The sequence below is a fragment of the Rubrivivax gelatinosus IL144 genome, from assembly GCF_000284255.1.
GTDB classification, from domain to species: Bacteria; Pseudomonadota; Gammaproteobacteria; order Burkholderiales; family Burkholderiaceae_C; genus Rubrivivax; species Rubrivivax gelatinosus_A.
On the sequence record NC_017075.1, the window covers coordinates 2,271,645 to 2,293,044 of the forward strand.

The following is a 21,400-nucleotide window of genomic DNA, read 5'->3' on the forward strand; positions in this document are numbered from 1 at the left end:
GGGGCACGACGACATGGACCTGCTGAACAACCTGGCGCTCGGCTTCGGCGTCGCCTTCACCTTCCAGAACCTGGCCTACGCCTTCGGCGGGGCGATCCTCGGCACGCTGATCGGCGTGCTGCCGGGCCTGGGCCCGGTGGCGACGATCGCGATGCTGCTGCCCAGCATCTACGCGCTGGACGCGACCCCGGCGCTGATCATGCTGGCCGGCATCTACTACGGCGCCCAGTACGGCGGCTCGACGACCGCGATCCTGATCAACGTGCCGGGCGAATCGAGTTCGGTCGTGACCGCGATCGACGGCTACCAGATGGCACGCCGCGGCCGCGCCGGCGCGGCGCTGGCCGCCGCCGGCCTGGGCTCGTTCTTCGCCGGCTGCGTCGGCACGGTGATCATCGCCGCGTTCGCGCCGCCGCTGACCGAGCTGGCCTTCAAGTTCGGCCCGGCCGAGTACTTCAGCCTGATGGTGCTGGGCCTGATCGGCGCCGTCGTGCTGGCCTCGGGCTCGCTGGTCAAGGCGATCGCGATGATCGTGCTGGGCCTGCTGCTCGGCCAGATCAACACCGACGTCATCTCCGGCGTGCCGCGCTACAGCTTCGACATCCCCGAGCTGACCGACGGCATCGGCTTCGTCGCGATCGCGATGGGCGTCTTCGGCTTCGGCGAGATCATCGCCAACCTCGGCCAGCCCTCGGAGAAGCGCGAGGTCTTCACCAAGGACGTCAAGGGCCTGTGGCCGACGCGCCAGGATTTCAAGAACGCCTGGCCGGCGGTGTTGCGCGGCACCTCGCTGGGCTCGATCCTCGGCGTGCTGCCCGGCGGCGGCGCGCTGCTGGCCTCGTTCGCGGCCTACACGGTCGAGAAGAAGATGGGCATGAAGCCGGGCGAAGTGCCGTTCGGCAAGGGCAACATCCGCGGCGTCGCCGGCCCGGAGAGCGCCAACAACGCCGGCGCGCAGACCTCGTTCATCCCGATGCTGACGCTGGGCATCCCGCCCAACGCGGTGATGGCGCTGATGGTCGGCGCGATGACGATCAAGGGCATCCAGCCCGGCCCGCAGGTGATGGCCAGCGACCCGCAGCTGTTCTGGGGCCTGATCGCGTCGATGTGGGTCGGCAACCTGATGCTGGTGATCCTGAACCTGCCGCTGATCGGCATCTGGATCAAGCTGCTGACGGTGCCTTACCGCTTCCTGTTCCCGGCGATCATGGCCTTCTGCTGCATCGGCCTGTACACGCTGAACAACAACAACTTCGACGTCTTCATGGGCGCGGCCTTCGCCGTCGTCGGCTACGCCTTCTACAAGCTGGGCTGCGAGCCGGCGCCGCTGCTGCTGGGCTTCATCCTCGGACCGATGATGGAAGAGAACCTGCGCCGCGCGCTGCTGCTGTCGCGCGGCGACTGGGGCACCTTCTTCACGCGCCCGCTTTCGGCCGGCCTGCTGGTCGCGGCGGCGCTGATGGTGGTCGTCGTGATGCTGCCGTCGATCAAGTCCAAGCGGGAAGAGGCGTTTCAGGACGCGGATTGAGGACGTGAAAGGGTCCCTGCGGACCCTTTCTCGCCTCGATCCGGGGGCGAGCTCTGCGAGCCCGCGGCCTGCAAGGCGATTGAGGACGTGAAAGGGTCCCTGCGGACCCTTTCTCGCCTCGATCCGGGGGCGAGCTCCGCGAGCCCGCGGCCTGCAAGGCGACTAGTTCGGGCGCTCACCCGATCTAGCAACGAGGCCCCGCGGGGCCTCGTTCTCTTTCGGCGTGCCGCGCATCCCTGCACGCGCCTCGGAAAGGCGAGGGCCGTTAACCTCGGCGCCTCGCTGCCGTCGCCCGACTCTTGAAACTCCCTGCTGCACTCGCCCCGCTGGAAGGCCCGGTCTTCCGCGGGCTGTGGTTCGCCTGGCTGGCGGCCAACATGACGATGTGGATGAACGACGTCGCGGCCGCCTGGCTGATGACGACGCTCACCGCCAGCCCGGTGATGGTGGCGCTGGTGCAGACCGCCTCGACGCTGCCGGTCTTCCTGCTCGGCCTGCCCAGCGGCGCGCTGGCCGACATCGTCGACCGGCGGCTGTACTTCGCCGCGACGCAGCTCTGGGTGTCGCTGGTGGCGCTGCTGATCGCCACGCTGGCGGTGGCCGGGATGCTGACGCCGTCGCTGCTGCTGCTGCTCACCTTCCTCAATGGCATCGGCCTGGCGATGCGCTGGCCGGTGTTCTCGGCCATCGTGCCCGAGGTCGTCGAGCGCGACCGCCTGCCGGCGGCGATGGCGCTCAACGGCATCTCGATGAACATGTCGCGCGTGCTGGGGCCGGTGGCCGCCGGCGCGCTGCTGGCCAGCCTGGGCACGGCCTCGGTCTTCGTGCTCAACGCGCTGCTGGCCGGCGTCGCCTTCGTGCTGATCCTGCGCTGGCGCTCGATGGCACGCACCAGCGCGCTGCCGGGCGAACGTTTCGTCGGCGCGATGCGCGTCGGCCTGCAGCACGTGCGCCAGTCGCCGCGCATGCGCGCCGTCATCGTGCGCGTCTTCCTGTTCTTCCTGCAGTCGAGCGCGCTGCTGGCGCTGCTGCCGCTGGTCGCCTTGCGCCTGCACGGCGGTGGCGCCGGCACCTTCACGCTGCTGATGGCCAGCCTGGGCGCCGGGGCGATCTTCGCCGCGCTGATGTTCCCGCGCTGGCGGCAGCGCTTCAACCGCGACCAGTTCGTCACCACCGGCGCGCTGATCCAGGCCATCGCCGCAGCGCTCGCCGCCTCGGTGACCGAGGTCTGGCTGGCGGTGCCCGCGGTCTTCGTCGCCGGCATGGCCTGGATCTCGACGGCCAACACGCTGTCGGTCTCGGCCCAGCTGGCGCTGCCGAACTGGGTGCGTGCGCGCGGCATGGCGATCTACCAGATGGCGCTGATGGCCGGCACGGCCTTCGGCGCGATGGCTTTCGGCAAGCTCGCCGGCATGTTTGGCGTCGCCGAGGCCATCGCCGCGGCCTCGGTGTTCGGCGTGCTCGTGCTGGCCTGGTCGCGGCGCTGGTCGGTCGAAGGCGCCGACGTCGACTACTCGCCCGCCGTGCCGCGGGCCGCAGCCGAGCCGGCGATCCCGATCGAGCCCGGCGACGGCCCGGTGATGGTCACCGTCGAGTACCAGGTCGACGAAGCCGACGTGCCCGAGTTCACGGCGCTGATGCAGCTGACACGCGCGGCGCGGCTGCGCCAGGGCGCGCTGTCGTGGGCGCTGTTCCGCGACACCGCGCAGCCCGGGCGCTGGGTCGAGCACTTCGTGGACGAGAACTGGATCGAGCACCAGCGCCGGCTCGAGCGTTTCACCGCCGAGGACGCCGAACTGCGCGCGCGCCGCACGGCGCTGCACCGCGGCAGCGAGCCGCCGCCGCTGCGCCGCTTCGTCGCCAACCGCGAAGCCCCGCCGCATCGCGGCTGACTTGACGACTGGCGAAGCCCCCGACCCACGCCGCCGCGCCACGCTGGAGACAATCGCCCGATGGACTTCGCCTCGCCCGACTTCTTCGACTGGAGTGCCGGCTACGCCAGTCGCCGTCTGCCGGTGTTCGCGCGCAACCTGGTCGCCACCTCGCACCCGCTGGCCGCACAGGCCGGGCTGCGCATCATGGCCGCCGGCGGCAACGCGGTCGACGCCGCGGTGGCCACCGCCGCGGTGATGACCGTCGTCGAGCCCTGCAGCAACGGCCTGGGCTCCGACGCCTTCTGCATCCTCTGGGACGGCGAGCGCCTGCACGGTCTCAACGCCTCGGGCCGCGCGCCGGCGGCCTGGACGCCCGAGTACTTCCGCCGCCGCCACGGCGACGGCGCTCGCACGCCGCCGGCGCGCGGCTGGGACGCGGTCACGGTGCCCGGCGCGGTGTCGGCCTGGGTCGCGCTGGCCGAACGTTTCGGCCGCCTGCCGCTGGCGCAACTGCTGGAGCCCGCCGCGGAGATCGCCGAACGCGGCTACGCGGTGCCGGTCGTCGTCGGCGACAAATGGGTCGCGGCGGCGCAGCTGCCGTCGCTGACCTCGCAGCCGGGTTTTGCCGAGACCTTCCTGCCGCGCGGCCGTGCACCGCGCATCGGCGAACGCTTCTGCATGCCCGGCGCCGCGCGTGCGCTGCGCGCGATCGGCGCGACGCGCGGCGAGGCCTTCTACGGCGGCGAGATCGCCGCCGCGCTGGTGCGCCAGTCGCAGGCCCAGGGCGGGGCGCACACGCTGGCCGACTTCGCCGGCTACGCGCCCGAATGGGTCGAGCCGATCGCCATGGACTATCACGGCGTCACGCTGCACGAGATCCCGCCCAACGGCCAGGGCATCGCGGCGCTGATCGCGCTGGGCATCCTGCGCCACGTCGACCTGACCGAACACGACGCTGACAGCGTCGAGGCGCGCCACCTGCAGATCGAGGCGATGAAGCTCGCCTTCGCCGACGTCTACCACCACGTCGCCGAGCCCTCGGCGATGGCGCTGTCGGCCGCCGAGCTGCTGTCGCCCGGCTATCTGGCCGAACGCGCGAAGCTGATAGACCCGAAGCGCGCCCAGGACTTCCGCGCCGGCAACCCGGCCAAGGGCGGCACGATCTACCTCAGCGCCGCCGACGAGAGCGGCATGATGGTCAGCTTCATCCAGAGCAACTACATGGGTTTCGGCTCGGGCGTCGTCGTGCCCGAGTGGGGGCTGTCGCTGCAGAACCGCGGCCACGCCTTCAGCCTGGATCCCGGCAGCGCCAACGTCGTCGCGCCGGGCAAACGCCCGTTCCACACCATCATCCCGGGCTTCGTCACCGCCGGCGGCCGGCCGCTGATGAGCTTCGGCGTGATGGGCGCCAACATGCAGCCGCAAGGCCATCTGCAGACCCTGCTGCGCATGGTCGACTGGTTCCAGAACCCGCAGGCCGCCTGCGACGCGCCGCGCTGGCGCTTCAACAGCGGGCTGACGCTCAACATCGAAGCGGCGATGGACCCGGCCGTCGTGCAGGGCCTGGCCGCACTGGGCCACCGGCTGGACGTCATCGACGACAGCTACCAGGACTTCGGCGCCGGCCAGTTCATCTGGCGCCTGGGCGACCCGGCGGTCGAGGGCTACGTCGCCGCCAGCGACCCGCGCCGCGACGGCCTGGTCGCGGGCTGGTGATGGGCGCGGTGGACGCAGCGCGCGCCGGCCGCGACAAGCCGGTCGGCGCCGGCCTGGCGCTGGCCGCCGCCGGCTCGGTGGCCTTCTCGGGCAAGGCGATCATCGCCAAACTGGCCTACCGCCACGGCGTCGACGCGATCACGCTGGTCATGTACCGCATGCTGTTCGCGCTGCCGCTGTTCATGGCCATCGCCTGGTGGGCCGGGCGCGGCAAGCCGGCGCTGACACGGCGCGACTGGGGCGTGGTGCTGCTGCTCGGCTTCAGCGGCTACTACCTGGCCAGCACGCTGGACTTCGCCGGGCTGCAGTACATCAGCGCCAGCCTGGAGCGGCTGATCCTCTACCTCAACCCGACGATCGTGCTCTTCCTGGGCGTCGTGCTGTTCCGCCAGCGCGTGACCTGGTGCCAGCTTGCGGCGCTGGCGGTCAGCTACGCCGGCGTGCTGCTGGTCTTCGGCCACGAGGTGACGCTGGCCGGGCCGCGCACGGCGCTGGGCGCGGCGCTGGTCTTCGGCAGCGCGGTCAGCTACGCGATCTATCTGGTGGCCAGCGGCGCCGAGGTGCGGCGCCTGGGCGCGATGCGCCTCACCGGGCTGGCGAGCTGCGTCGCCTGCGTGCTGTGCATCGCCCAGTTCGCCTTGCTTCGGCCGCTGGCGGCGGCCGAGGTGGCGCCGGCGGTGCTGTGGCTGTCGGTGCTCAACGCCACGGCCTGCACGGTGGCGCCGGTGCTGATGGTGATGATGGCCATCGAACGCATCGGCCCGACGCTGACCGCGCAGACCGGGATGATCGGGCCGCTGTCGACGATCCTGATGGGCGTGGTGCTGCTCGACGAGCCGTTCAACGGCTGGATCGTCGCCGGCACGGGGCTGGTGCTGGCCGGCATCACGCTGCTGGCACGCGCCCGCTGAACTTGGGAAGGAAGAGCACATGGACCTGGGAATCGCAGGACGCTGGGCGCTGGTCTGCGCCGCCAGCAAGGGGCTGGGCAAGGGCTGCGCACGCGCGCTGGTCGGCGAGGGCGTCAACGTCGTCGTCACCGCGCGCGGCGCCGAGGCGCTGGAGGCCACCGCGGCCGAGCTGCGGGCGCTGAACCCGGCGGTCGAGGTGCGTGCGGTGGCCGGCGACATCACGACCGAAGCCGGCCGCGCCGCGGCGCTGGCCGCCGCGCCGCAGGTCGACATCCTCGTCAACAACGCCGGCGGGCCGCCGCCGGGCGATTTCCGCCAGTGGGAGCGCGAAGCCTGGATCGCCGCGCTGGACGCCAACATGCTGGCGCCGATCGCGCTGATGCGTGCCACGGTCGACGCGATGGCCGCACGCGGCTTCGGCCGCGTCGTCAACATCACCTCGGGCGCGGTGAAGGCGCCGATCGACGTGCTCGGCCTGTCCAACGGCGCGCGTTCGGGCCTCACCGGCTTCGTCGCCGGCCTGGCGCGCCAGCCGGCGCTGGCCGGGCGCAACGTGACGATCAACAACCTGCTGCCCGGCGCCTTCGACACCGACCGCCTGCGCGGCACGCTGGCCGCCGGCGCCGCCAGGAGCGGCCAGCCGCTGGAGGCGGTGATCGAGGCCCGCCGGCGCCAGGCCCCGGCCGGGCGCTTCGGCACGGCCGACGAGTTCGGCGCCTTCTGCGCCTTCCTCTGCAGCGCCCAGGCCGGTTTCTTCACCGGCCAGAACCTGCTGCTCGACGGCGGCGCCTACCCGGGCACGTTCTGAGCCCCGCGATTCCCATGACCACTCCCGACACCCTGCCCACCGACCGTGAACCGACGCGCGCCGAAGTCGACGCACTGGACACGCCCGTCGTGCTCGAGTTCGGCACCGGCTGGTGCCCGCACTGCCTGGGCGCGCAGCCGGCGATCACCGCCGTGCGCGCACAGTTCCCGGGCATCGCCCACCGCCAGGTCGAAGACGGCCGCGGCCGGCCGCTGGGGCGTTCGTTCGCCGTCAAGCTGTGGCCGACGCTGGTGTTCCTGCACCGCGGCCGCGAGCTCGCGCGGGTCGTGCGCCCGCAGGGGGAGGACGAGCTGCGCCGCGCCTGGCAGGCGCTGGCCGACGCGGCGGCCTGATCAGGCGAGCACGATCTTGCGGCCGAAAGGCGCCTCGGCGTGGGCGTCCTTCTCGGTCACCGCCCAGACCACCGGCCAGTGCGGGCGAAAGCGCGCCGGGCCGTCCAGGTCGGTCAGCACGACGCCGATGTCCGGCAGGTGCTTGTCGGCTTCTTCGAGCAGCGGCGTGAAGTCGGTGCCGCCGCCGCCCTGGAACTCGATGCCGCGCAGGTCCGACTGGCCGGGCTTGAAACGTTCGACACGCTGCACGCGTTCGTCGCCGACGATCAGCACCAGCCCGGTCTCCAGCCGCCGCGTGATGGCCTCGATCTCGCGCGCGAAACGTTCCATCAGCGTGGTGTCGATCGAACCCGAGACGTCGACGACGACCGCCAGCCGCGGCACGCGTTTGCTCTGCGACCAGCCGGGCTCGAAAGGCATGCGCCGCGAGCCCATGCGGCCCTGGTTGGCGATGTAGGAGCGCGCCGGGCGCGACCACGACACCTCGGCGCGCGGCGACAGCGCGCGGCCGAGCTGCATGCGCAGCACCTGTTCCCAGGGCGTGCGTGTCTTCGGCAGGTCGGCCAGCAGCGTGCGCAGCATCGAGTGCGCGCCGTCGCCGGCGTGCGCGCGCAGCAGGCGCTCGCGCCATTCGCGCGAGGCCTCGGCCTCGTCCTCGGGGCTGCCGGCGCCCTGGCGGCCGGGCAGCAGGTCGGGCACCAGGCCGCGCGCCAGCGAACGTGCGCGCGCCGCGCGCGGGCCGTCGGCCTGCTGGCCGCTGGCGTTCTCGCTCTCCTGGGCCGACTTGTCGCTGCTGCGCTTGGCGGCCTTGCCGTCCTCGCTGCCCTCCTGCTGCTTGCGGCCCTGGCGCTTGCCGTCGCGGCCGTCCTGGCGGCGGTCGTCGATCTCGCGGTACAGGCGCTCGACGTCCCATTCGAGCAGCGCCTTGTCCAGCGTCTGCTCGATGCCCAGCGAGGCGGCGAGCAGGCGGTCCAGCGTCACCGCGGCGGCCGGCAGTTCCAGCCAGCTGAGGTGGCTCAGCGTGCTGTCGACGATGGCGTCGGCGCAGAGGTTGAAAAGCTGCAGGTCGACGTCGCCGACCACCTGCTGGAGCTCGCTGTAGCGCTGCGGGTGGCGCAGCGCGACGTGCAGCACCTCGTGGGCGACGAGTCCGGCCTGCTGCGGCAGCGTCAGCGCCTCGAAGGCGGGGCCGTACCAGATCGTGTGGCCGTCGGTGGCGATCGTCGGCACCGGCTCGTCGGCCGCACGGTCGCGGTGGTGGGCCCACAGCGCCAGGCCGCCGGTGGACGGCGCGAACTCGACCAGACGCTGCACCGCGCGCGTGCCGCGGTGCAGGTGCACCGAGGACGGTTCAGGCATCGTGGCCTTCGCGCTGGCGGCGTTCGCTGTAGCGGCGGTAGGCCGGGCTGTCGAGGATCGTGCCTTCCATGCCGCCTTCCAGCGCCTTCTGCATCAGCAGCTCCATCGCCAGCGTCTGCGCCTCGCGGATCGGCAGCGCGACCTGGGTGCGTGCGTCGGGCAGCTGCTCGATGATCTCCAGCGCGCGGTCCAGCGTCGGGTCGTCGTTGGCCGCGGCCAGCAGGCCATAGATCATCCCGTACAGGCCGTCCAGCGTGCGCGGCAGCAGCGCCGCCGTCTCCTCGCCGGAACGTGCGGCCAGCAGCTTGATGACGTCGGCGCCGGACTGGATCTCGCGCAGCACGCCGAAGAACTCGGCGGCGTTGGCCGCGCCGATGCGGCCCTGCACGAAGACCCGCTTGGCGCTCTCGCCGAGGCCGCTCTTGAGCACGTTGGACACGTCCTCCCAGCCGCGCGGGCTGGCGCCGATCAGGTGGTCGGCGGCGAGCTGGGCCTGGGTGTCGTCGAGCTTGTCGGGCCGCACCTTCAGGTAGGCCATGACCTCGGGCGCGAAGTCGTTGGCCATCGCGTGCTGCAGGAAGGCGTCGACGACGGTCTGCACGTTGAAGTGGAACATGCGGTCGGCCAGCGCCGTGCCCATGTCGTGGCAGACCGCGCCGTGGAAGCTGGCGTTGCCCGCGGCCACCACCATCCAGCCCGGCGGCAGCTCGTAGCGGCCGACGCGGCGGTCCAGGATCAGCGAGTAGGCCGAGACCTGCAGCCGCTGGTCGGCGGCGGTCAGCTCGTCGAGGAAGAGCAGGCCCTCGGGCTGGTCGGCCTGGGGCAAGAACTCGGGCGGGAACCAGACCGTCTTCTCCAGCCGGTCGTCGGCGTAGATCGCGCCGCGGATGTCCACCGGCTCGATCGTCGTCAGCCGCAGGTCGATCAGCGGCACGCCGTGGTGCTCGGCGACCTGGCGCACGACCGAGGACTTGCCGACGCCGCGTGTGCCCCAGAGCATCGAGGCGCGACGGCGCAGCACGGGGTCGCCGAACTGCTCGACCAGCGCGGACTTGGCCGCGGCGATCGAGACCGGGGGGATGTTCATCGGGTTGCCGAGCATCGTGGGGCGTTCTTGTCGTGAGGGGGCCGATCAGGCCGAGTCGGCCTGCGCTTGCGGCTCCCAGGACCCGGCACGTGCGAGCCGCGGCACGGGCGGGATCTCCAGCCGGGGCATCTCGCCCAGGCAGAAGAACAGCATCAGCAGGAAGGCCGGCGAATGGAAGACCAGCATGCGCCAGATCGAGTTCTCCGACAGCTGCACCAGCGGCACCGTCGCGGCGCCGGCGATCAGGCCGATGCTGACCAGCAGCGGCACCGCGCGGCGCAGCGTGACGCGCCAGCGTTCGCGGTTCATCGTCTCGTGGAAGCGCCGCGGCGTGTCGGCCAGCGTGTGCGCGAGGTGTTCGAGCGTGCGCGCGAACTTGGTCTCGGCGTCGCGGCTGCGCTCGACGCCACCGCCCTTGAGCCGCAGCGCGCCGCGCCAGCCTTCGCGCCCGCGCGCCAGGCAGGTCCAGGGCCAGCCCATCACCGCCAGCAGGTCGTCGGGCAGGGCCAGCGTGCGCCCGTGCTCGGGCACCAGCTGCAGCTCGGCGTTGACGCCGGAGACGCTGGAGACCTTCATCGTCACATCCAGGCCGCAGACGCGGGCCTGTGCGGCGGTCAGGATGACGCTGCTGCTGCCATCGCCGGAACGGCAGGCGCGGTGCGACAAGGCCGCCCGCCAGCCGCCGCCTGCGACGAACTGGCGCTGCAGCGGCACCGCTTCCAGGCGCTGGACCAGCTCGTCGACGTCCGGGCCGTCGGCGACCAGCACCGCTTCGAGGCCGTCGGCACTGCGTGTGCGCCGCGTCAGGCGGTGGTCGTCGGCGTCGAAGCTCTCCAGCTCGAGCTCTTCGTGCAGCGCGGGCGCGTCGTCGGCGGCGGGATGCTCTTTCGGCTTGAAGCGCAGGCGGCGGGCGACGCGGTCGCTCGCGGCCAGGTCCACACGCCGCCCGCGCCGGCTCAGCGGTGCGACCAGCGTGAGGATCTCGTGGTGGGTCAGCGGGACAGGGCTGCTCATCGGCTCACCTCGTTCACGAACCAAGCGTAGCGCCGGAACGGGCGCTTGTGGGACGCAGCCACGGCAAGCGGTGTACCGTGCCGCCGGAGGCCGGATGGCACCGGACTCCGAACGTTAGCCTTCGGCTGCAAAGTGCGAGAATTGTGCGCGCTGTCGGCGGGGTTGTGCAGCACATTTGCCATATTGCGACCCGTCAAATCGGCCCTCGTGAGGCAGTGCACGCAGTCGGAAGGTGGCGGGGGCCGCAAGCCTCCAGGCAGACCCCGAGATACGGCTTGAGCGTCGTCAAGCGGCGTGTCAGGCCTCGCGCAGCACCCGCCGCATCGCCAGGCCGGCGCGCCGGCGGGCCTGGGTCGCGGCCATCGTGTACTCGCGTTCGGCTTCGGCGCGCAGCTCCAGCGCCCGCGCCAGCGCCTGCTCGAAGCGCTCGACGCTGTAGGTGTTCTCGCTGCCGATGTGCACGCTGGTGCGCCGCGACGGCGCGCCGAAGCGCGGCAGCAGCACCGACAGCACGGCGGTGCGCGTGCCGGTGCCGCGTTTGGTGCGGATGATCGGCCCGGAGATGCCCGGCGGCAGCGTGCTCGTCTTGTGCGCGCTGGGCGAGCGCTGCAGCGTCACCGGAGCGGGCAGGGCGGCGATGCGCCGCATCAGCTCGCGCGTGGCCTGGTCGAAGGCCTGGCGCGCGCCGCTGCCGTCGCGCGAGTGGTCGGAGAACAGCCGCGTGCCCTGGTAGCGCACCTGCCAGCCGTGGGTGGCGCCCGTGTCGATGCGCTGGATGCCCTGGGGCACCAGAAAACGTTCGCCGCTGAAGAGCACGAGTTCGCGGTACTTCATCGCCGGTCCTTGCGCTGCATTCTGCCGCGCCCGCAGAGCGCCCGGCGAAGCCCTCGCGGGCCCCGTGGATGCGTGGAACTGACCCCCGCGAACGGGTCAGTTCGACACATCGCCGTCACACGGCCGGGCTACGATGCGTTCCATTCAAGGCACGAAACCGACCGCACATTGGGCGGAACCGGGAACCCGTGACCCAGTGCCTGGAAGCCCGAGTCGATGCGCCGCCACGGCCTCGCCTCTCGACCCGGGACGAGCCCGCAGCCGGCAACGGCGAGCGGGCTTTGTTTTTTCAGCGCGAGCGGCCCAGGCGCCGGGCGTTGGCCACCGCCTTGCGGTGCACCGGCGCGATGCCGGCGGCCATCACCTGCTGCGCCGTGTTCTGCCAGTGGCGGTGCAGCGCCAGGCCTCCGCCGCCCAGCCAGGGCATCCACGCTGCCCGGCACAAGGCGAAGGCCAGCCGCTGCTGCGACATCAGCATCTGCCAGCCCATCGCCGTCCAGGCGTTGGCGAAGGCGACGCCTTTTTCGTTGACCATGCCGCTGAACTCGCGCCGGTCGCGCGCCCCGGGCATCGGCCCGGCCAGCGCCATGCGCGCCAGGCGGTGGCCGACGACTGCCGGCACCGCGAAAGCGAGTTCTCCGACCTGGCGCGCCAGGCGGGTCTGCTGCCGTCGCGCCGTCATGCGTCGCACTCCAGCGAAAGTGTGTGGGGGGTCATCGTGGCTCCAAGGCAAGGCGCCGTCCGCGGCGCCCGTTCCGGCCTACGGCAGGCGCCGTGCCCGCGTCAGGCGGGGGCGTCGGCCGAGGCCGGGTTGTCGCCGCCCAGTTCGTGCCAGCCGACGAGGGTGTCGCGGCCGCGGCGCTTGGCCGCGTACATCGCGTCGTCGGCGCGCCGGATCAGCTGCCGCAGCTCGGGCCGCTCGCCGGCTTCGCAGCCGGCGTAGCCGATGCTCAGGCTGAGCGCTGCGCAGCCTGCCGGCACCGCGATGCGCTCGGCCTCCAGCCGGCGCCGCAGGCGCTGCAGCAGCCGCGGCGCCTGTGCCGGCGCCAGGCCCGGCAGCAGCAGCACGAACTCCTCGCCGCCCCAGCGGCCGCAGCGGTCGGTGTTGCGCAGCGTCGCGCCGATCACCGCGCCCAGCCGGCGCAGCACCTGGTCGCCGGCGGCGTGGCCGCCGAGGTCGTTGATGCGCTTGAAGTGGTCGACGTCGACGAAGGCCAGCGTCAGCGGGTGGCCCAGGCGCGCGGCGGCGGCGATGCCGTGTTCGAGTTCGGCTTCGAAGGCGCCGCGGCGCAGCGTGCCGGTCAGCGTGTCGATGCGTGCCGCTTGGCGCGCGGCGACCACCTGGCGTCCGAGCATCATGCCCAGCCAGGTGATGTGGAAGATGCCCGAGACGATGGCAAACGGGATCAGCGAACGCGCGCCGCGCACCGGGTCGACCTCGAAGCGGCTGGGCACGACCTCCGGCTGCAGCGTGATCTGCACCAGGAAGGCCGCCACCGGCAGACTCATCAGCGCGAACGGCAGCAGCGGCAGCCAGCCGTAGCGGCCGAACTCGGCCAGGATGCCGGCGCGCAGCCAGATCAGCGGACCGACGAGCAGCAGCAGGAAGCAGCCCTGGTAGACCGCCAGCCGCAGCACCTGGTCGGCGCCGGCCGGCAGCGGCAGCCACATCGCCGTGACGCCGACGGCGCAGACGCCGAACCAGAAGCGCGCCTGGCGCAGGCGGTGGTGCACGAAGGCATCGGCGCCGCAGCAGACCAGCGTCGCGCTGGCCAGGCCCAGCGTCATGATCCACGGCGCCACCGGCCCGAGCGCGCCGTCCTGGCCGACGTGCAGCCAGGCGGTCGCCGCGTCGCTGGCGCACAGTGCCAGGAACATCAGCGCCGGGCGGCGCTCCTGCGGCATCAGCAGCGCGATCAGCCCCCAGCACAGCGCGAACAGCGCCAGCTGGATCAGCGCCAGCGCCAGGGCGAGCTCGTGTGCCACTCAGGCGCGGGCGCCGCGGCGGAGCAGCAGCCGCCAGACGAAGCGCAGCCCGAGCAGCGTCGCCAGCGCCTCGGCCAGCGTCGTGATGAAGGCCAGCGCCGGGTGCCGGCCTTCGGCGCGGCGGCGGAACTTGGCCAGCGCACGGTCGCGCGAGGTCTCGATGCTGTCGTAGAAGCTCGGGATGACGAGCAGCGTCAACAGCGTGCTGGTGATCGTGCCGCCGATGATGGCGACGGCCATCGGGCGGTAGAACTCGCCGCCTTCGCCGACGCCGACGGCCACCGGCAGCATGCCGGCGATCAGCGCCAGCGTCGTCATCAGGATCGGCCGCAGCCGCTGGCGGCCGGCGGCAGCCAGCGCCTCCTCGCGGTCCAGGCCCTCGGCCTCGCGGGCGCGCGCGGCATCCAGCAGCAGGATCGCGTTCTTGGCCACCAGGCCCATCAGCATGATGACGCCGATGAAGCTCATCAGGTTGAGCGTGCCGCCGGTGGCCAGCAGCGCCAGCACGACGCCGATCAGCGACAGCGGCAGCGACACCATCACCGCCAGCGGCGTCGTGAACGAGCCGAACTGCATCACCAGGATCAGGTACATCAGGCCGATGCCGGCGATCAGCGCCGTGCCCAGGTCGCGGAAGATCATCGCCTGGTCGCGCGAGGTGCCGGCCAGCTCCAGCGCGTAGCCGGGCGGGAAGTCCAGCGAGCGCGCGATCTTCAGCGCGTCGGCCGTCACCTCGCCGGCCGAGCGGCCCTGGGCGTTGGCGGCCACCGAGATCATGCGTTTGCCGTCGGCGTGCTGGATCTGCGACGGCCCGCGGCCGACGGTGACGGTGGCGATCTGCTCCAGCGGCACCAGCGCGTTGCTGCCGCTCACCGCGATCGGCAGGCGCTCGATGTTGCCGGCGTCGACGCGGTCCTCGGGGTGCAGGCGCACGGCGACGTCGCGCGTCTCGCCGCTGGGGTCGATCCAGTCGCCGGCCTCGACGCCGGCGAACGCCACGCGCAGCGCCTGCGCCGCGTCGCTGGCCGAGATGCCCAGCGTGTTGGCGAGCCCCCGGTCGAGCTCGATCTTCAGCTCGACCTGCGGGTCCTGCTCGGACAGCGCGACGTCGACCGCACCCGGCACCTGGCGCAGCCGGGCCATGAACTCGTTGGTGATCTCCAGCAGCCGGCGCGAGTCGGGGCCGGAGAAGCGGATCTGCACCGGCTTCTGCGCGCCGTTGTTCAGGTCATCGATGACGGCGTACTCGGCGCCGACCAGGCGCGAGACGCGGGCGCGCAGGTCGGTCGCGATCTCGGTGCCCGAGCGCCGGCGCTCGGTGCTCTTGCCGATGTCGACGAAGACGCGGCCGCCGTTCGGATTGACCGAGCTGTTGGTGGCCACGGTCTCGGGCATCTGGCGCGCCAGCGCCGCCGCGGCCTCGACCTTCAGCCGCGCGTATTCCAGGCTGCTCGAGGCCGGCGTGCGCACCTCGACGGCGATGGTGCCGACGTCCGAGGTCGGCAGGAAGCTCGTGCCGCCGAACTTGGCCTGCAGTCCCAGCGCGACGAGAAAGCTCGCCACCGCGAACGCCGTCATCCAGCGCCGGTGGTGCAGCGCCCAGCCGACGACACGCGAATAACGTTCGGCCAGTTCGTCGAACCAGGCGTTGAGGCGCGCCAGCCTGGCCTCGATGCCGCGTTTGGGCTGCAGATGCCGCCCCGGCGGGTCGCCCCAGTAGGCCGACAGCATCGGGTCGAGCGTGAAGCTGACGAACAGGCTGACCAGCACCGAGGCGACGACCGTCAGGCCGAAGGGCCGGAACCACTCGCCGGCCAGGCCGGGCATGACGCCGATCGGGATGAACACGGCGACGATGGAGAAGGTCGTCGCCGTCACCGCCAGGCCGATCTCCGAGGTGCCCTGCAGCGCCGCGGAGATGCGGTCCTTGCCCATCTCCAGGTGGCGCACGATGTTCTCGCGCACGACGATGGCGTCGTCGATCAGCACGCCGATGGCCAGCGACAGGCCCAAGAGGCTCATGAAGTTGAGCGTGAAGCCGCAGGCCCAGACGGCGATGAAGGCCGCCAGCACCGAGGTCGGCAGCGACAGCGCGGTGATCAGCGTCGAGCGCCAGGAGTTCAGGAACAGGTAGACGACGAACACCGTCAGCCCGGCGCCGAAGACCAGCGCGTGGATCACGTTGTCCAGGCTGCTCTGCGCCTCCTCGCCGCCGTCGCGCGTGACGGTCAGCGTCGTGCCCTCGGGCAGCGTCTTGCGGATGTCCTCGGCGACGCGGCGCACCTGGTCGGCGACGCTGACCGTGCTGGCTTCGCGGGTGCGCGTGATCGACAGGCCGACGTTGGGGTTGCCGTTGCGGATCGAGCGGCTGGTCAGCTCGGCGTAGCCGTCCTCGATCACCGCGACCTGCGACAGCCGCACCAGCTCGTTGCCGCGGCGCTTGATGACGATCTGGCCGAAGTCCGCCGGGTGCTCGATGCGGCCGACCAGGCGGATGCTCTGGTCCTCCAGCGTGCCGCGCACCTTGCCCACCGGCGCGGTGGCGTTCTGGGCGCGCAGCGCGGCCACGACCTCGGTAACCGAGACCTCGTACTCGCGCAGCTTCTGCGAGCGCAGCAGCACCGAGAGCTCGCGCGACAGCGAGCCGTTGACGTTGACCACCGCCACGCCCGGGATCGCGCGGAAGCGGTCGGCAAGCTGGTCCTCGGCCAGGCGCGAGATCTCGGCGTGGCTCTGCGTCGTCGACGACAGCGCCAGCTGCATGATCGGCTGGGTGTTCGGGTCCAGCCGCTGCAGCACCGGCTCGCGCATCTCCACCGGCAGCTTGTGGCGCACCGAGCCGATCGCGTTGCGCACCTCGTCGGAGGCCAGCACCAGGTCCTTGCCGAAGTCGAAGACGATGACCAGCGTCGCGCTGCCTTCGGCCGAGGTCGAGCGCAGCTGGTCGACGCCGGAGATGCCCTGCAGCGCCTTCTCGATGCGGTCGACGACCTCGCGCTCCACCGTCTCGGGCGAGGCGCCGGGGTAGGGGATGGTCACGGCCAGCACCGGCTGCTCGGCGTCGGGCAGCTGGTTGACCTTCAGCCGCGACAGCGCGAGCAGGCCCAGGGCCATCAGGCCGATGATGACGACGACCATCGCCACCGGCTTCTTGACGCTGAATTCGGACAGCAGCATGCCGCGCCTCACTTGGCGGCCGAAGCCGCGGCGGCGCTGGCGGCCGCGCCCAGCTCGTAGGCCTGGCCCGGCGCGAGCGTGCGCGACGGGTTGCGCAGCACGCGGTCGCCGGCGGCCAGCCCGGCGAGCACCGGGTAGAGCCCGCTGCGCTCGTCGCGCTCGCCCAGCTTGACGGCCACGCGCTGCAGCGTCTTGCCGTCCAGGCGCCAGACGGCGGCGGCCTCGCCGCTGCGCACGATCGGGCTCTCGGGCAGCGTCAGGCGGTCGCTGCTGCCGGTCTCGACGCGGCCTTCGGCGAACAGGCCGGCGACACGCGGCGCCTTGGCGGCGTCGGCGAAGTCGACGATCAGCGCCACCTGGCGCGTCGTCGCGTTGGCCGCGGCGTCGATGCGGCGCACGCGGCCGGCGAACTCCTCGTTGCCGTAGCCGTTGACGCGGAAACGCACCGTCTGCCCGGTCTTCAGCTCGGCCACGCGGTCGGCCGAGACCAGGCCCTCGAAGCGCATGCTCGTCGGGTCGATGACCTTCACCAGCTCGCGCCCGATCTGCACCGTGTCGCCGACCGAGACGCGGCGCTCGCTGACGACGCCGTCGAAGGGCGCGCGCACCAGCGTGCGCGTGACCTGCTGTCGTGCCGACACCGCGCGGGCGCGGGCGGCGACGAGTTCGCTCTGCGTGGTGTTGCGCCGGATCTCGGCGTCTTCCAGCGCCTGCGTGGAGATCATGCCCTGCTGCTGCAGCGTCCTCAGGCGCTGCACCTGGCGCTCGGCCTGCTCGTAAGCCTGCGTCGCCGCGCGCACCGACTCGTCGGCCGAGGTCTGGCTCTCGCGCAGCGCGGTGTCGTCCAGGCGCATCAGCAGGTCGCCGCGGCGCACCGCCTCGCCGTTGTCCTTGAGCACCTGGACGACGACCGCGGCCACCTCGGCGGCCAGGTCGGCGCGGCGTTCGGGCTGGATCGAGCCGGTGATCACCGGGCCGCCGGCGATCGCGCTGGACTGCACCGTGACGATGTCTTCCGGGGCGACGATCAGCGTCGCGGCGGCGGAGGAGGCGGCGCCGGCGGGGCCGGGGGTTCCGGGTTTGCCGCAGGCGGCGAGCAGGCAGGCGAGACAGACGGCGGTCAGGACGCGGCGCATGGATTCCGGCTTGGCCGCGGGGGGCGCGGCGCGGTCGACAAAAGCCGCGAGCGTAACGTCAGCCGGCACCGGCCGGGCGCCGGCTGCGACGAACGGGGGGTGGCGCGGCGCGGAGGCTCCGCGGCCGCGACGAACGCCGCCCCGTGGGGACATCGCCGGCCGCGCTACGCTTGGGCGCTGCGCCGCCGTGGCCGGCGCGCCTGCCGAGACGATGTTCGAGACCCTCAAAGACCTGTTCGACACCCTTGTCCCGCCGCGCGATGCGCGCGACGACGTCCCCCCGCTGCAGCTCGCCTGCGCCGCCTTGCTGGTCGAGGTGATGCGCTCCGAGAGAGAGGTCACACCGGCGGCGCGCGCCTCGGTCGTCGCCGAGCTGCGCCAGCAGTTCGGCCTCGCCGACGACGCGCTGCAGCAGCTCGTCGCGCTCGCCGAACGCGCCGTGGCCGAGGCCAGCGACCTGTTCGGCTTCACCTCGGCTGTCGACGAGGCCTGGGACACCGGGCAGAAGATCGCCATCGTCGAGGCGATGTGGCGCGTGGCCTATGCCGACGGCGTGCTCGGCGACCACGAGCAGCACCTGCTGTGGCGCATCGCCGACCTGCTGCACGTGCCGCACGGCGCCTACGTGCATGCCAGGCGCCGCGCCCGCGAGGCGGCCGGCGCATGAAGGCCTTGCGGCAGGCTTTGCCGTCGATGGCCGACCGGCGCACTGACCCAATCCGGTGCGCTGTCCCCTCCGGCCCCCGTACACTGGCGCCCCGGCTGCCGCGCGACGGCAGCGGTGATCGCCCATGACGACGTCTCTTCCGCCCCCCAAACCCTTTTCGATGATCCGCGAGTTCCATCTCGCGGACTGGTTCACCCTCGGCAACGCGATCTGCGGCATCGGGGCGCTGTTCTCGACGATGACCTATCTCGAGACCGGCGACGTGCTGCACGTGTACTTCGCCGCCGCGCTGGTGCTGGCCGCGCTGGTCTTCGACGTGCTCGACGGCCGCATCGCGCGCTGGCGACAGAAGAGTTCGGCGATGGGTCGCGAGCTCGACTCGCTGGCCGACGTGATCTCCTTCGGCGTCGCCCCGGCCATCATGGCCTACGGCGTCGGCATGCAGGGCCTGTACGACCGCATCGTGCTGGTCTACTTCGTCGCCTGCGGCGTGTCGCGGCTGGCGCGCTACAACGTCACTGCCGAGGCGCTGTCCGAAGGCACCGGCAAGGTCAAGTACTTCGAGGGCACGCCGATCCCGACCTCGATCCTGATCGTCGCGATGCTGGCCATCGCCGCCGCGCTGGGCGACGTGCGCCAGGAACTCTGGTTCGGCCACCTGCAGTTCGGCGGCTTCACGCTGCACCCGCTGGTGCTGGTCTACGCGATCTCGGGTTCGCTGATGATCAGCCGCATCCGCATCCCCAAGCTCTGATCGCCTGCCCGGCGGGCGCTGGCGCCTGCCGGGTTCTCCACGCGCCAGCCGCCGCCAGCCGTTCACGTTCGTCCCCGAGGATCCTGCCGTGACCGTCCTGACGCCGTCCGTCCCCTGGCGCCGTGCCGCCGCCGCCGTCGCCGCCTGCGCGGCCGTGGCCGCCTGCGCCGCCCCCGCACCGCTCGTGCCCGAGCGCCCCGTCGTCCTGCTCGGCGAGGTGCACGACAACGCCGCCGCGCACGCGCTGCGCCTGGCCGCTTTCGAGGCCTTGCTGGCGCGCGGCGCGCGCCCGGCGCTGGTGATGGAGCAGTTCGACCGCGAGCGCCAGGGCGCGCTCGACGCCGCACGCGCCGCCGGCGGCGACGCCGACGCGCTGATCGCCGCGGCCGGCGGCCCGGGCTGGGACTGGAGCTTCTACCGCCCCTTCGTCGCCGCCGCCCTGCGCGCCGGCGTGCCGATCGTGGCCGCCAACGTCTCGCGCGCCGATGCCCGGCTGGTGATGCGCGAGGGTCTGGCCGCGCAAGGCTTCGACGCCGCGGTGCCGGCGCCGGTGCTCGACACGCTGGCCGGCGAGATCGAAGGCTCGCACTGCGGCCAGCTCGACGCCGCGATGGCGCGCCGCATGGCGCTGGCCCAGGTGGCGCGTGACCAGAGCATGGCGCGCGCGCTGGAAGCCCACGCCGCCGGCGGCGCCGTGCTGCTGGCCGGCAACGGCCACGTTCGCACCGACGTCGGCGCGCCGCGCTGGCTGAGCCCGGCGACACGCGCGCGTTCCGAGGCGATCGGCGTCGTCGAAGCCGGCGACGAGGTCAGCGCCTTCGACCGCCGCGTCGAGGTGCCGCGCCAGAACCGCGCCGACCCCTGCGCCGCGATGCGCGCCGCGCCGGCGGCCTCGGCCGCGCGCTGATCAAACGGGCGGCGCCAGCAGGCCCTCGAACAGCGGCTGCAGCATCAGCCGCGCGACGTCTTCGCTGCCGGCCTCCGGCACCCACAGCGGCAGCTCGGCGCCGGCGTTGACGACGGCCAGCAGCACCTCGGCGGCCAGCGCCGGGTCCAGCGGCCGGATCGAGCCGTCGACCAGGCCGGCCAGCAGCAGCTCGGCGCAGCGTGCCGCCAGGCGTTCGCCGCTGCGCTGCACACGTTCGCGCTCGGCGGCGTCGGGCAGGGCGCTGGTGGCCGAGGCGCGCAGCAGCGGCCCCTGGGCCGACAGCTGGAAACGCGCCATCGCGCGCGCCGCCGCGCCGGCGCGTTGCCAGCCGCTGCCCGGCGCCGCCTCGGCGGCGCGCAGCGCCGCGCGCTGCAGCTCGAAGCTGCGGTCGAAACAGGCCGAGATCAGGTCGTGCTTGGTGTCGTGGCGGTGATAGAAGGCGCCCTTGCTGAGGTGCAGCCGCGCGGCGATGCGCTCCACCGACGCGCCGCGGTAACCCTGCTCGTTGACCAGCGCCGTGGCCGCCTGCAGAAAGGCCTCGGCCGCGGCGTCTTCGGCCGGCGGTGCCAGCACGATGGCCGGCCGCTCGGCCACCTGCGCCCAGCGTGAGCCCGGCGCCGCCAGCCCGTGCGCCAGCAGCTCGGCGACCCGCGCCGCAGCACGTTCGTAGCACTCCAGCTCGTGCCTGACGATCCAGGTGCGCAGCCAGTTGGCCACCGACAGCACGACGTGGCCACGCGCGTTGCGCTCGGCGCGCGACAGGCGCGGCGCGTCCTCGGCGTCGAGCAGCGCCCGCACCCGGCGGTACATCGTGTTGTAGGCCGCGAACACCGGCTCGGCCTGCGACTCGGGCAGCGCACGCACGTCGTTGAAGGCCACCAGGTCGGGGCGCCGCCCGGCGTGCACCTCGGCCAGCCGGGCGGCGAAGCCGCAGAAGAAGCGCCGCAGCCGCGCCTCCAGCGCCGGCTCGGCGGCGGCTTCGGCCGCCAGTTCGTCGACCGCGGCGACGGCGCGCAGCAGGCAGGCCGCGGCCAGTTCCTCCTTGCGCCGGAAGTAGTGCGTCAGGCTGTTCGTCGCCAGCCCGACGGCGCCGGCGATGTCGGCCAGCGTCGCGCCGCGCAGGCCTTGTTCGTTGAAGCGGCGCGCCGCGGCGTCCAGCAGCGCCTCGCGGCGACGGGTGCCGTGCGGGGCGTGGGCGGACGCGGCGTCGGGCGGCGGGGAGGCGGTGGTGCCGGGCATGGCGCAACGATGCCGCCCGAGTTCCGTGC

At 72.7% G+C, this 21,400-nt stretch carries 18 protein-coding genes; 9 read left to right on the plus strand and 9 right to left on the minus strand.

The window, feature by feature from the left end; genetic code table 11:
* Nucleotides 1-13 precede the first annotated feature (13 nt).
* From RGE_RS10595 to RGE_RS10620, 6 genes are all read left to right on the plus strand, one after another.
* Nucleotides 14-1,528 (plus strand): tripartite tricarboxylate transporter permease, encoded by a 1,515-nt coding sequence (locus RGE_RS10595; RefSeq protein ID WP_014428375.1) that lies wholly within the window; start codon nucleotides 14-16, stop codon nucleotides 1,526-1,528.
* A gap of 299 nt (nucleotides 1,529-1,827) precedes the next feature.
* Nucleotides 1,828-3,420, plus strand: coding sequence for an MFS transporter (locus RGE_RS10600; RefSeq protein WP_014428376.1), 1,593 nt, complete (start codon nucleotides 1,828-1,830; stop codon nucleotides 3,418-3,420).
* A 60-nt stretch (nucleotides 3,421-3,480) separates the two neighbouring features.
* Entirely contained in the window at nucleotides 3,481-5,118 is a 1,638-nt protein-coding gene (locus RGE_RS10605) for a gamma-glutamyltransferase family protein (RefSeq protein WP_014428377.1), read from the plus strand.
* The gene (locus tag RGE_RS10610; RefSeq protein ID WP_014428378.1) at nucleotides 5,118-6,029 is read left to right on the plus strand and encodes a DMT family transporter; all 912 of its coding nucleotides are present in this window, start codon (nucleotides 5,118-5,120) and stop codon (nucleotides 6,027-6,029) included. Before RGE_RS10605 ends, RGE_RS10610 begins: the two co-directional genes overlap by 1 nt.
* Nucleotides 6,030-6,048: 19 nt before the next feature.
* Nucleotides 6,049-6,837 carry an SDR family oxidoreductase gene (locus RGE_RS10615; RefSeq protein ID WP_014428379.1) on the plus strand — a complete coding sequence of 263 codons (789 nt, stop codon included), beginning with the start codon at nucleotides 6,049-6,051 and terminating at the stop codon, nucleotides 6,835-6,837.
* 14 nt (nucleotides 6,838-6,851) lie between these two features.
* The gene (locus RGE_RS10620) at nucleotides 6,852-7,190 is read left to right on the plus strand and encodes a thioredoxin family protein (RefSeq protein WP_014428380.1); all 339 of its coding nucleotides are present in this window, start codon (nucleotides 6,852-6,854) and stop codon (nucleotides 7,188-7,190) included.
* Here RGE_RS10620 and RGE_RS10625 read toward each other — a convergent pair whose 3' ends face one another.
* The 8 genes from RGE_RS10625 to RGE_RS10660 all read right to left on the minus strand — a co-directional run bounded on the left by RGE_RS10625 (nucleotide 7,191) and on the right by RGE_RS10660 (nucleotide 17,783).
* On the minus strand, nucleotides 7,191-8,549 hold the full coding sequence (locus RGE_RS10625) for a vWA domain-containing protein (protein WP_014428381.1): 1,359 nt from the start codon (nucleotides 8,547-8,549) through the stop codon (nucleotides 7,191-7,193).
* Entirely contained in the window at nucleotides 8,542-9,636 is a 1,095-nt protein-coding gene (locus tag RGE_RS10630; RefSeq protein ID WP_232505010.1) for an AAA family ATPase, read from the minus strand. Before RGE_RS10630 ends, RGE_RS10625 begins: the two co-directional genes overlap by 8 nt.
* Before the next feature lie 45 nt (nucleotides 9,637-9,681).
* Entirely contained in the window at nucleotides 9,682-10,650 is a 969-nt protein-coding gene (locus tag RGE_RS10635; RefSeq protein WP_014428383.1) for a hypothetical protein, read from the minus strand.
* Nucleotides 10,651-10,947: 297 nt separating this feature from the next.
* The gene (locus RGE_RS10640; protein WP_014428384.1) at nucleotides 10,948-11,484 is read right to left on the minus strand and encodes a hypothetical protein; all 537 of its coding nucleotides are present in this window, start codon (nucleotides 11,482-11,484) and stop codon (nucleotides 10,948-10,950) included.
* Between the two features lie 289 nt (nucleotides 11,485-11,773).
* Nucleotides 11,774-12,166, minus strand: a complete 393-nt coding sequence (locus tag RGE_RS10645) for a polyhydroxyalkanoate granule-associated phasin (RefSeq protein ID WP_014428385.1) — start codon at nucleotides 12,164-12,166, stop codon at nucleotides 11,774-11,776.
* 101 nt (nucleotides 12,167-12,267) lie between these two features.
* Nucleotides 12,268-13,470, minus strand: coding sequence for a GGDEF domain-containing protein (locus RGE_RS23175; RefSeq protein WP_014428386.1), 1,203 nt, complete (start codon nucleotides 13,468-13,470; stop codon nucleotides 12,268-12,270).
* Nucleotides 13,471-16,647 carry an efflux RND transporter permease subunit gene (locus tag RGE_RS10655; RefSeq protein WP_014428387.1) on the minus strand — a complete coding sequence of 1,059 codons (3,177 nt, stop codon included), beginning with the start codon at nucleotides 16,645-16,647 and terminating at the stop codon, nucleotides 13,471-13,473.
* Nucleotides 16,648-16,655: 8 nt separating this feature from the next.
* On the minus strand, nucleotides 16,656-17,783 hold the full coding sequence (locus RGE_RS10660; RefSeq protein ID WP_014428388.1) for an efflux RND transporter periplasmic adaptor subunit: 1,128 nt from the start codon (nucleotides 17,781-17,783) through the stop codon (nucleotides 16,656-16,658).
* A gap of 211 nt (nucleotides 17,784-17,994) precedes the next feature.
* Between RGE_RS10660 and RGE_RS10665 the strand changes: the two genes are divergently transcribed.
* From RGE_RS10665 to RGE_RS10675, 3 genes are all read left to right on the plus strand, one after another.
* A complete protein-coding gene (locus RGE_RS10665; RefSeq protein ID WP_014428389.1) occupies nucleotides 17,995-18,450 on the plus strand; it encodes a tellurite resistance TerB family protein in 456 nt (151 codons plus the stop codon).
* 160 nt (nucleotides 18,451-18,610) lie between these two features.
* Nucleotides 18,611-19,204 (plus strand): CDP-diacylglycerol--serine O-phosphatidyltransferase, encoded by a 594-nt coding sequence (pssA, locus tag RGE_RS10670; RefSeq protein ID WP_173391623.1) that lies wholly within the window; start codon nucleotides 18,611-18,613, stop codon nucleotides 19,202-19,204.
* 88 nt (nucleotides 19,205-19,292) lie between these two features.
* Nucleotides 19,293-20,111 carry a ChaN family lipoprotein gene (locus tag RGE_RS10675; protein WP_014428392.1) on the plus strand — a complete coding sequence of 273 codons (819 nt, stop codon included), beginning with the start codon at nucleotides 19,293-19,295 and terminating at the stop codon, nucleotides 20,109-20,111.
* On the opposite strand, the gene RGE_RS10680 is transcribed toward RGE_RS10675, so the two are convergent.
* Complete coding sequence (locus RGE_RS10680) at nucleotides 20,112-21,371, minus strand: TetR/AcrR family transcriptional regulator (protein WP_014428393.1); 1,260 nt, start codon at nucleotides 21,369-21,371, stop codon at nucleotides 20,112-20,114.
* Nucleotides 21,372-21,400 lie beyond the last annotated feature (29 nt).

Coding starts and splice junctions, on each gene's coding strand:
- RGE_RS10595 (WP_014428375.1), top strand. CDS start 14: ATGGACCTGCTGAACAACCTGGCGCTCGGCTTCGGCGTCGCCTTCACC.
- RGE_RS10605 (WP_014428377.1), top strand. CDS start 3,481: ATGGACTTCGCCTCGCCCGACTTCTTCGACTGGAGTGCCGGCTACGCC.
- RGE_RS10610 (WP_014428378.1), top strand. CDS start 5,118: ATGGGCGCGGTGGACGCAGCGCGCGCCGGCCGCGACAAGCCGGTCGGC.
- RGE_RS10615 (WP_014428379.1), top strand. CDS start 6,049: ATGGACCTGGGAATCGCAGGACGCTGGGCGCTGGTCTGCGCCGCCAGC.
- RGE_RS10620 (WP_014428380.1), top strand. CDS start 6,852: ATGACCACTCCCGACACCCTGCCCACCGACCGTGAACCGACGCGCGCC.
- RGE_RS10625 (WP_014428381.1), bottom strand. CDS start 8,549: ATGCCTGAACCGTCCTCGGTGCACCTGCACCGCGGCACGCGCGCGGTG.
- RGE_RS10630 (WP_232505010.1), bottom strand. CDS start 9,636: ATGAACATCCCCCCGGTCTCGATCGCCGCGGCCAAGTCCGCGCTGGTC.
- RGE_RS10635 (WP_014428383.1), bottom strand. CDS start 10,650: ATGAGCAGCCCTGTCCCGCTGACCCACCACGAGATCCTCACGCTGGTC.
- RGE_RS10640 (WP_014428384.1), bottom strand. CDS start 11,484: ATGAAGTACCGCGAACTCGTGCTCTTCAGCGGCGAACGTTTTCTGGTG.
- RGE_RS10645 (WP_014428385.1), bottom strand. CDS start 12,166: ATGACGGCGCGACGGCAGCAGACCCGCCTGGCGCGCCAGGTCGGAGAA.
- RGE_RS10655 (WP_014428387.1), bottom strand. CDS start 16,647: ATGCTGCTGTCCGAATTCAGCGTCAAGAAGCCGGTGGCGATGGTCGTC.
- RGE_RS10660 (WP_014428388.1), bottom strand. CDS start 17,783: ATGCGCCGCGTCCTGACCGCCGTCTGTCTCGCCTGCCTGCTCGCCGCC.
- RGE_RS10665 (WP_014428389.1), top strand. CDS start 17,995: ATGTTCGAGACCCTCAAAGACCTGTTCGACACCCTTGTCCCGCCGCGC.
- pssA (WP_173391623.1), top strand. CDS start 18,611: ATGATCCGCGAGTTCCATCTCGCGGACTGGTTCACCCTCGGCAACGCG.
- RGE_RS10680 (WP_014428393.1), bottom strand. CDS start 21,371: ATGCCCGGCACCACCGCCTCCCCGCCGCCCGACGCCGCGTCCGCCCAC.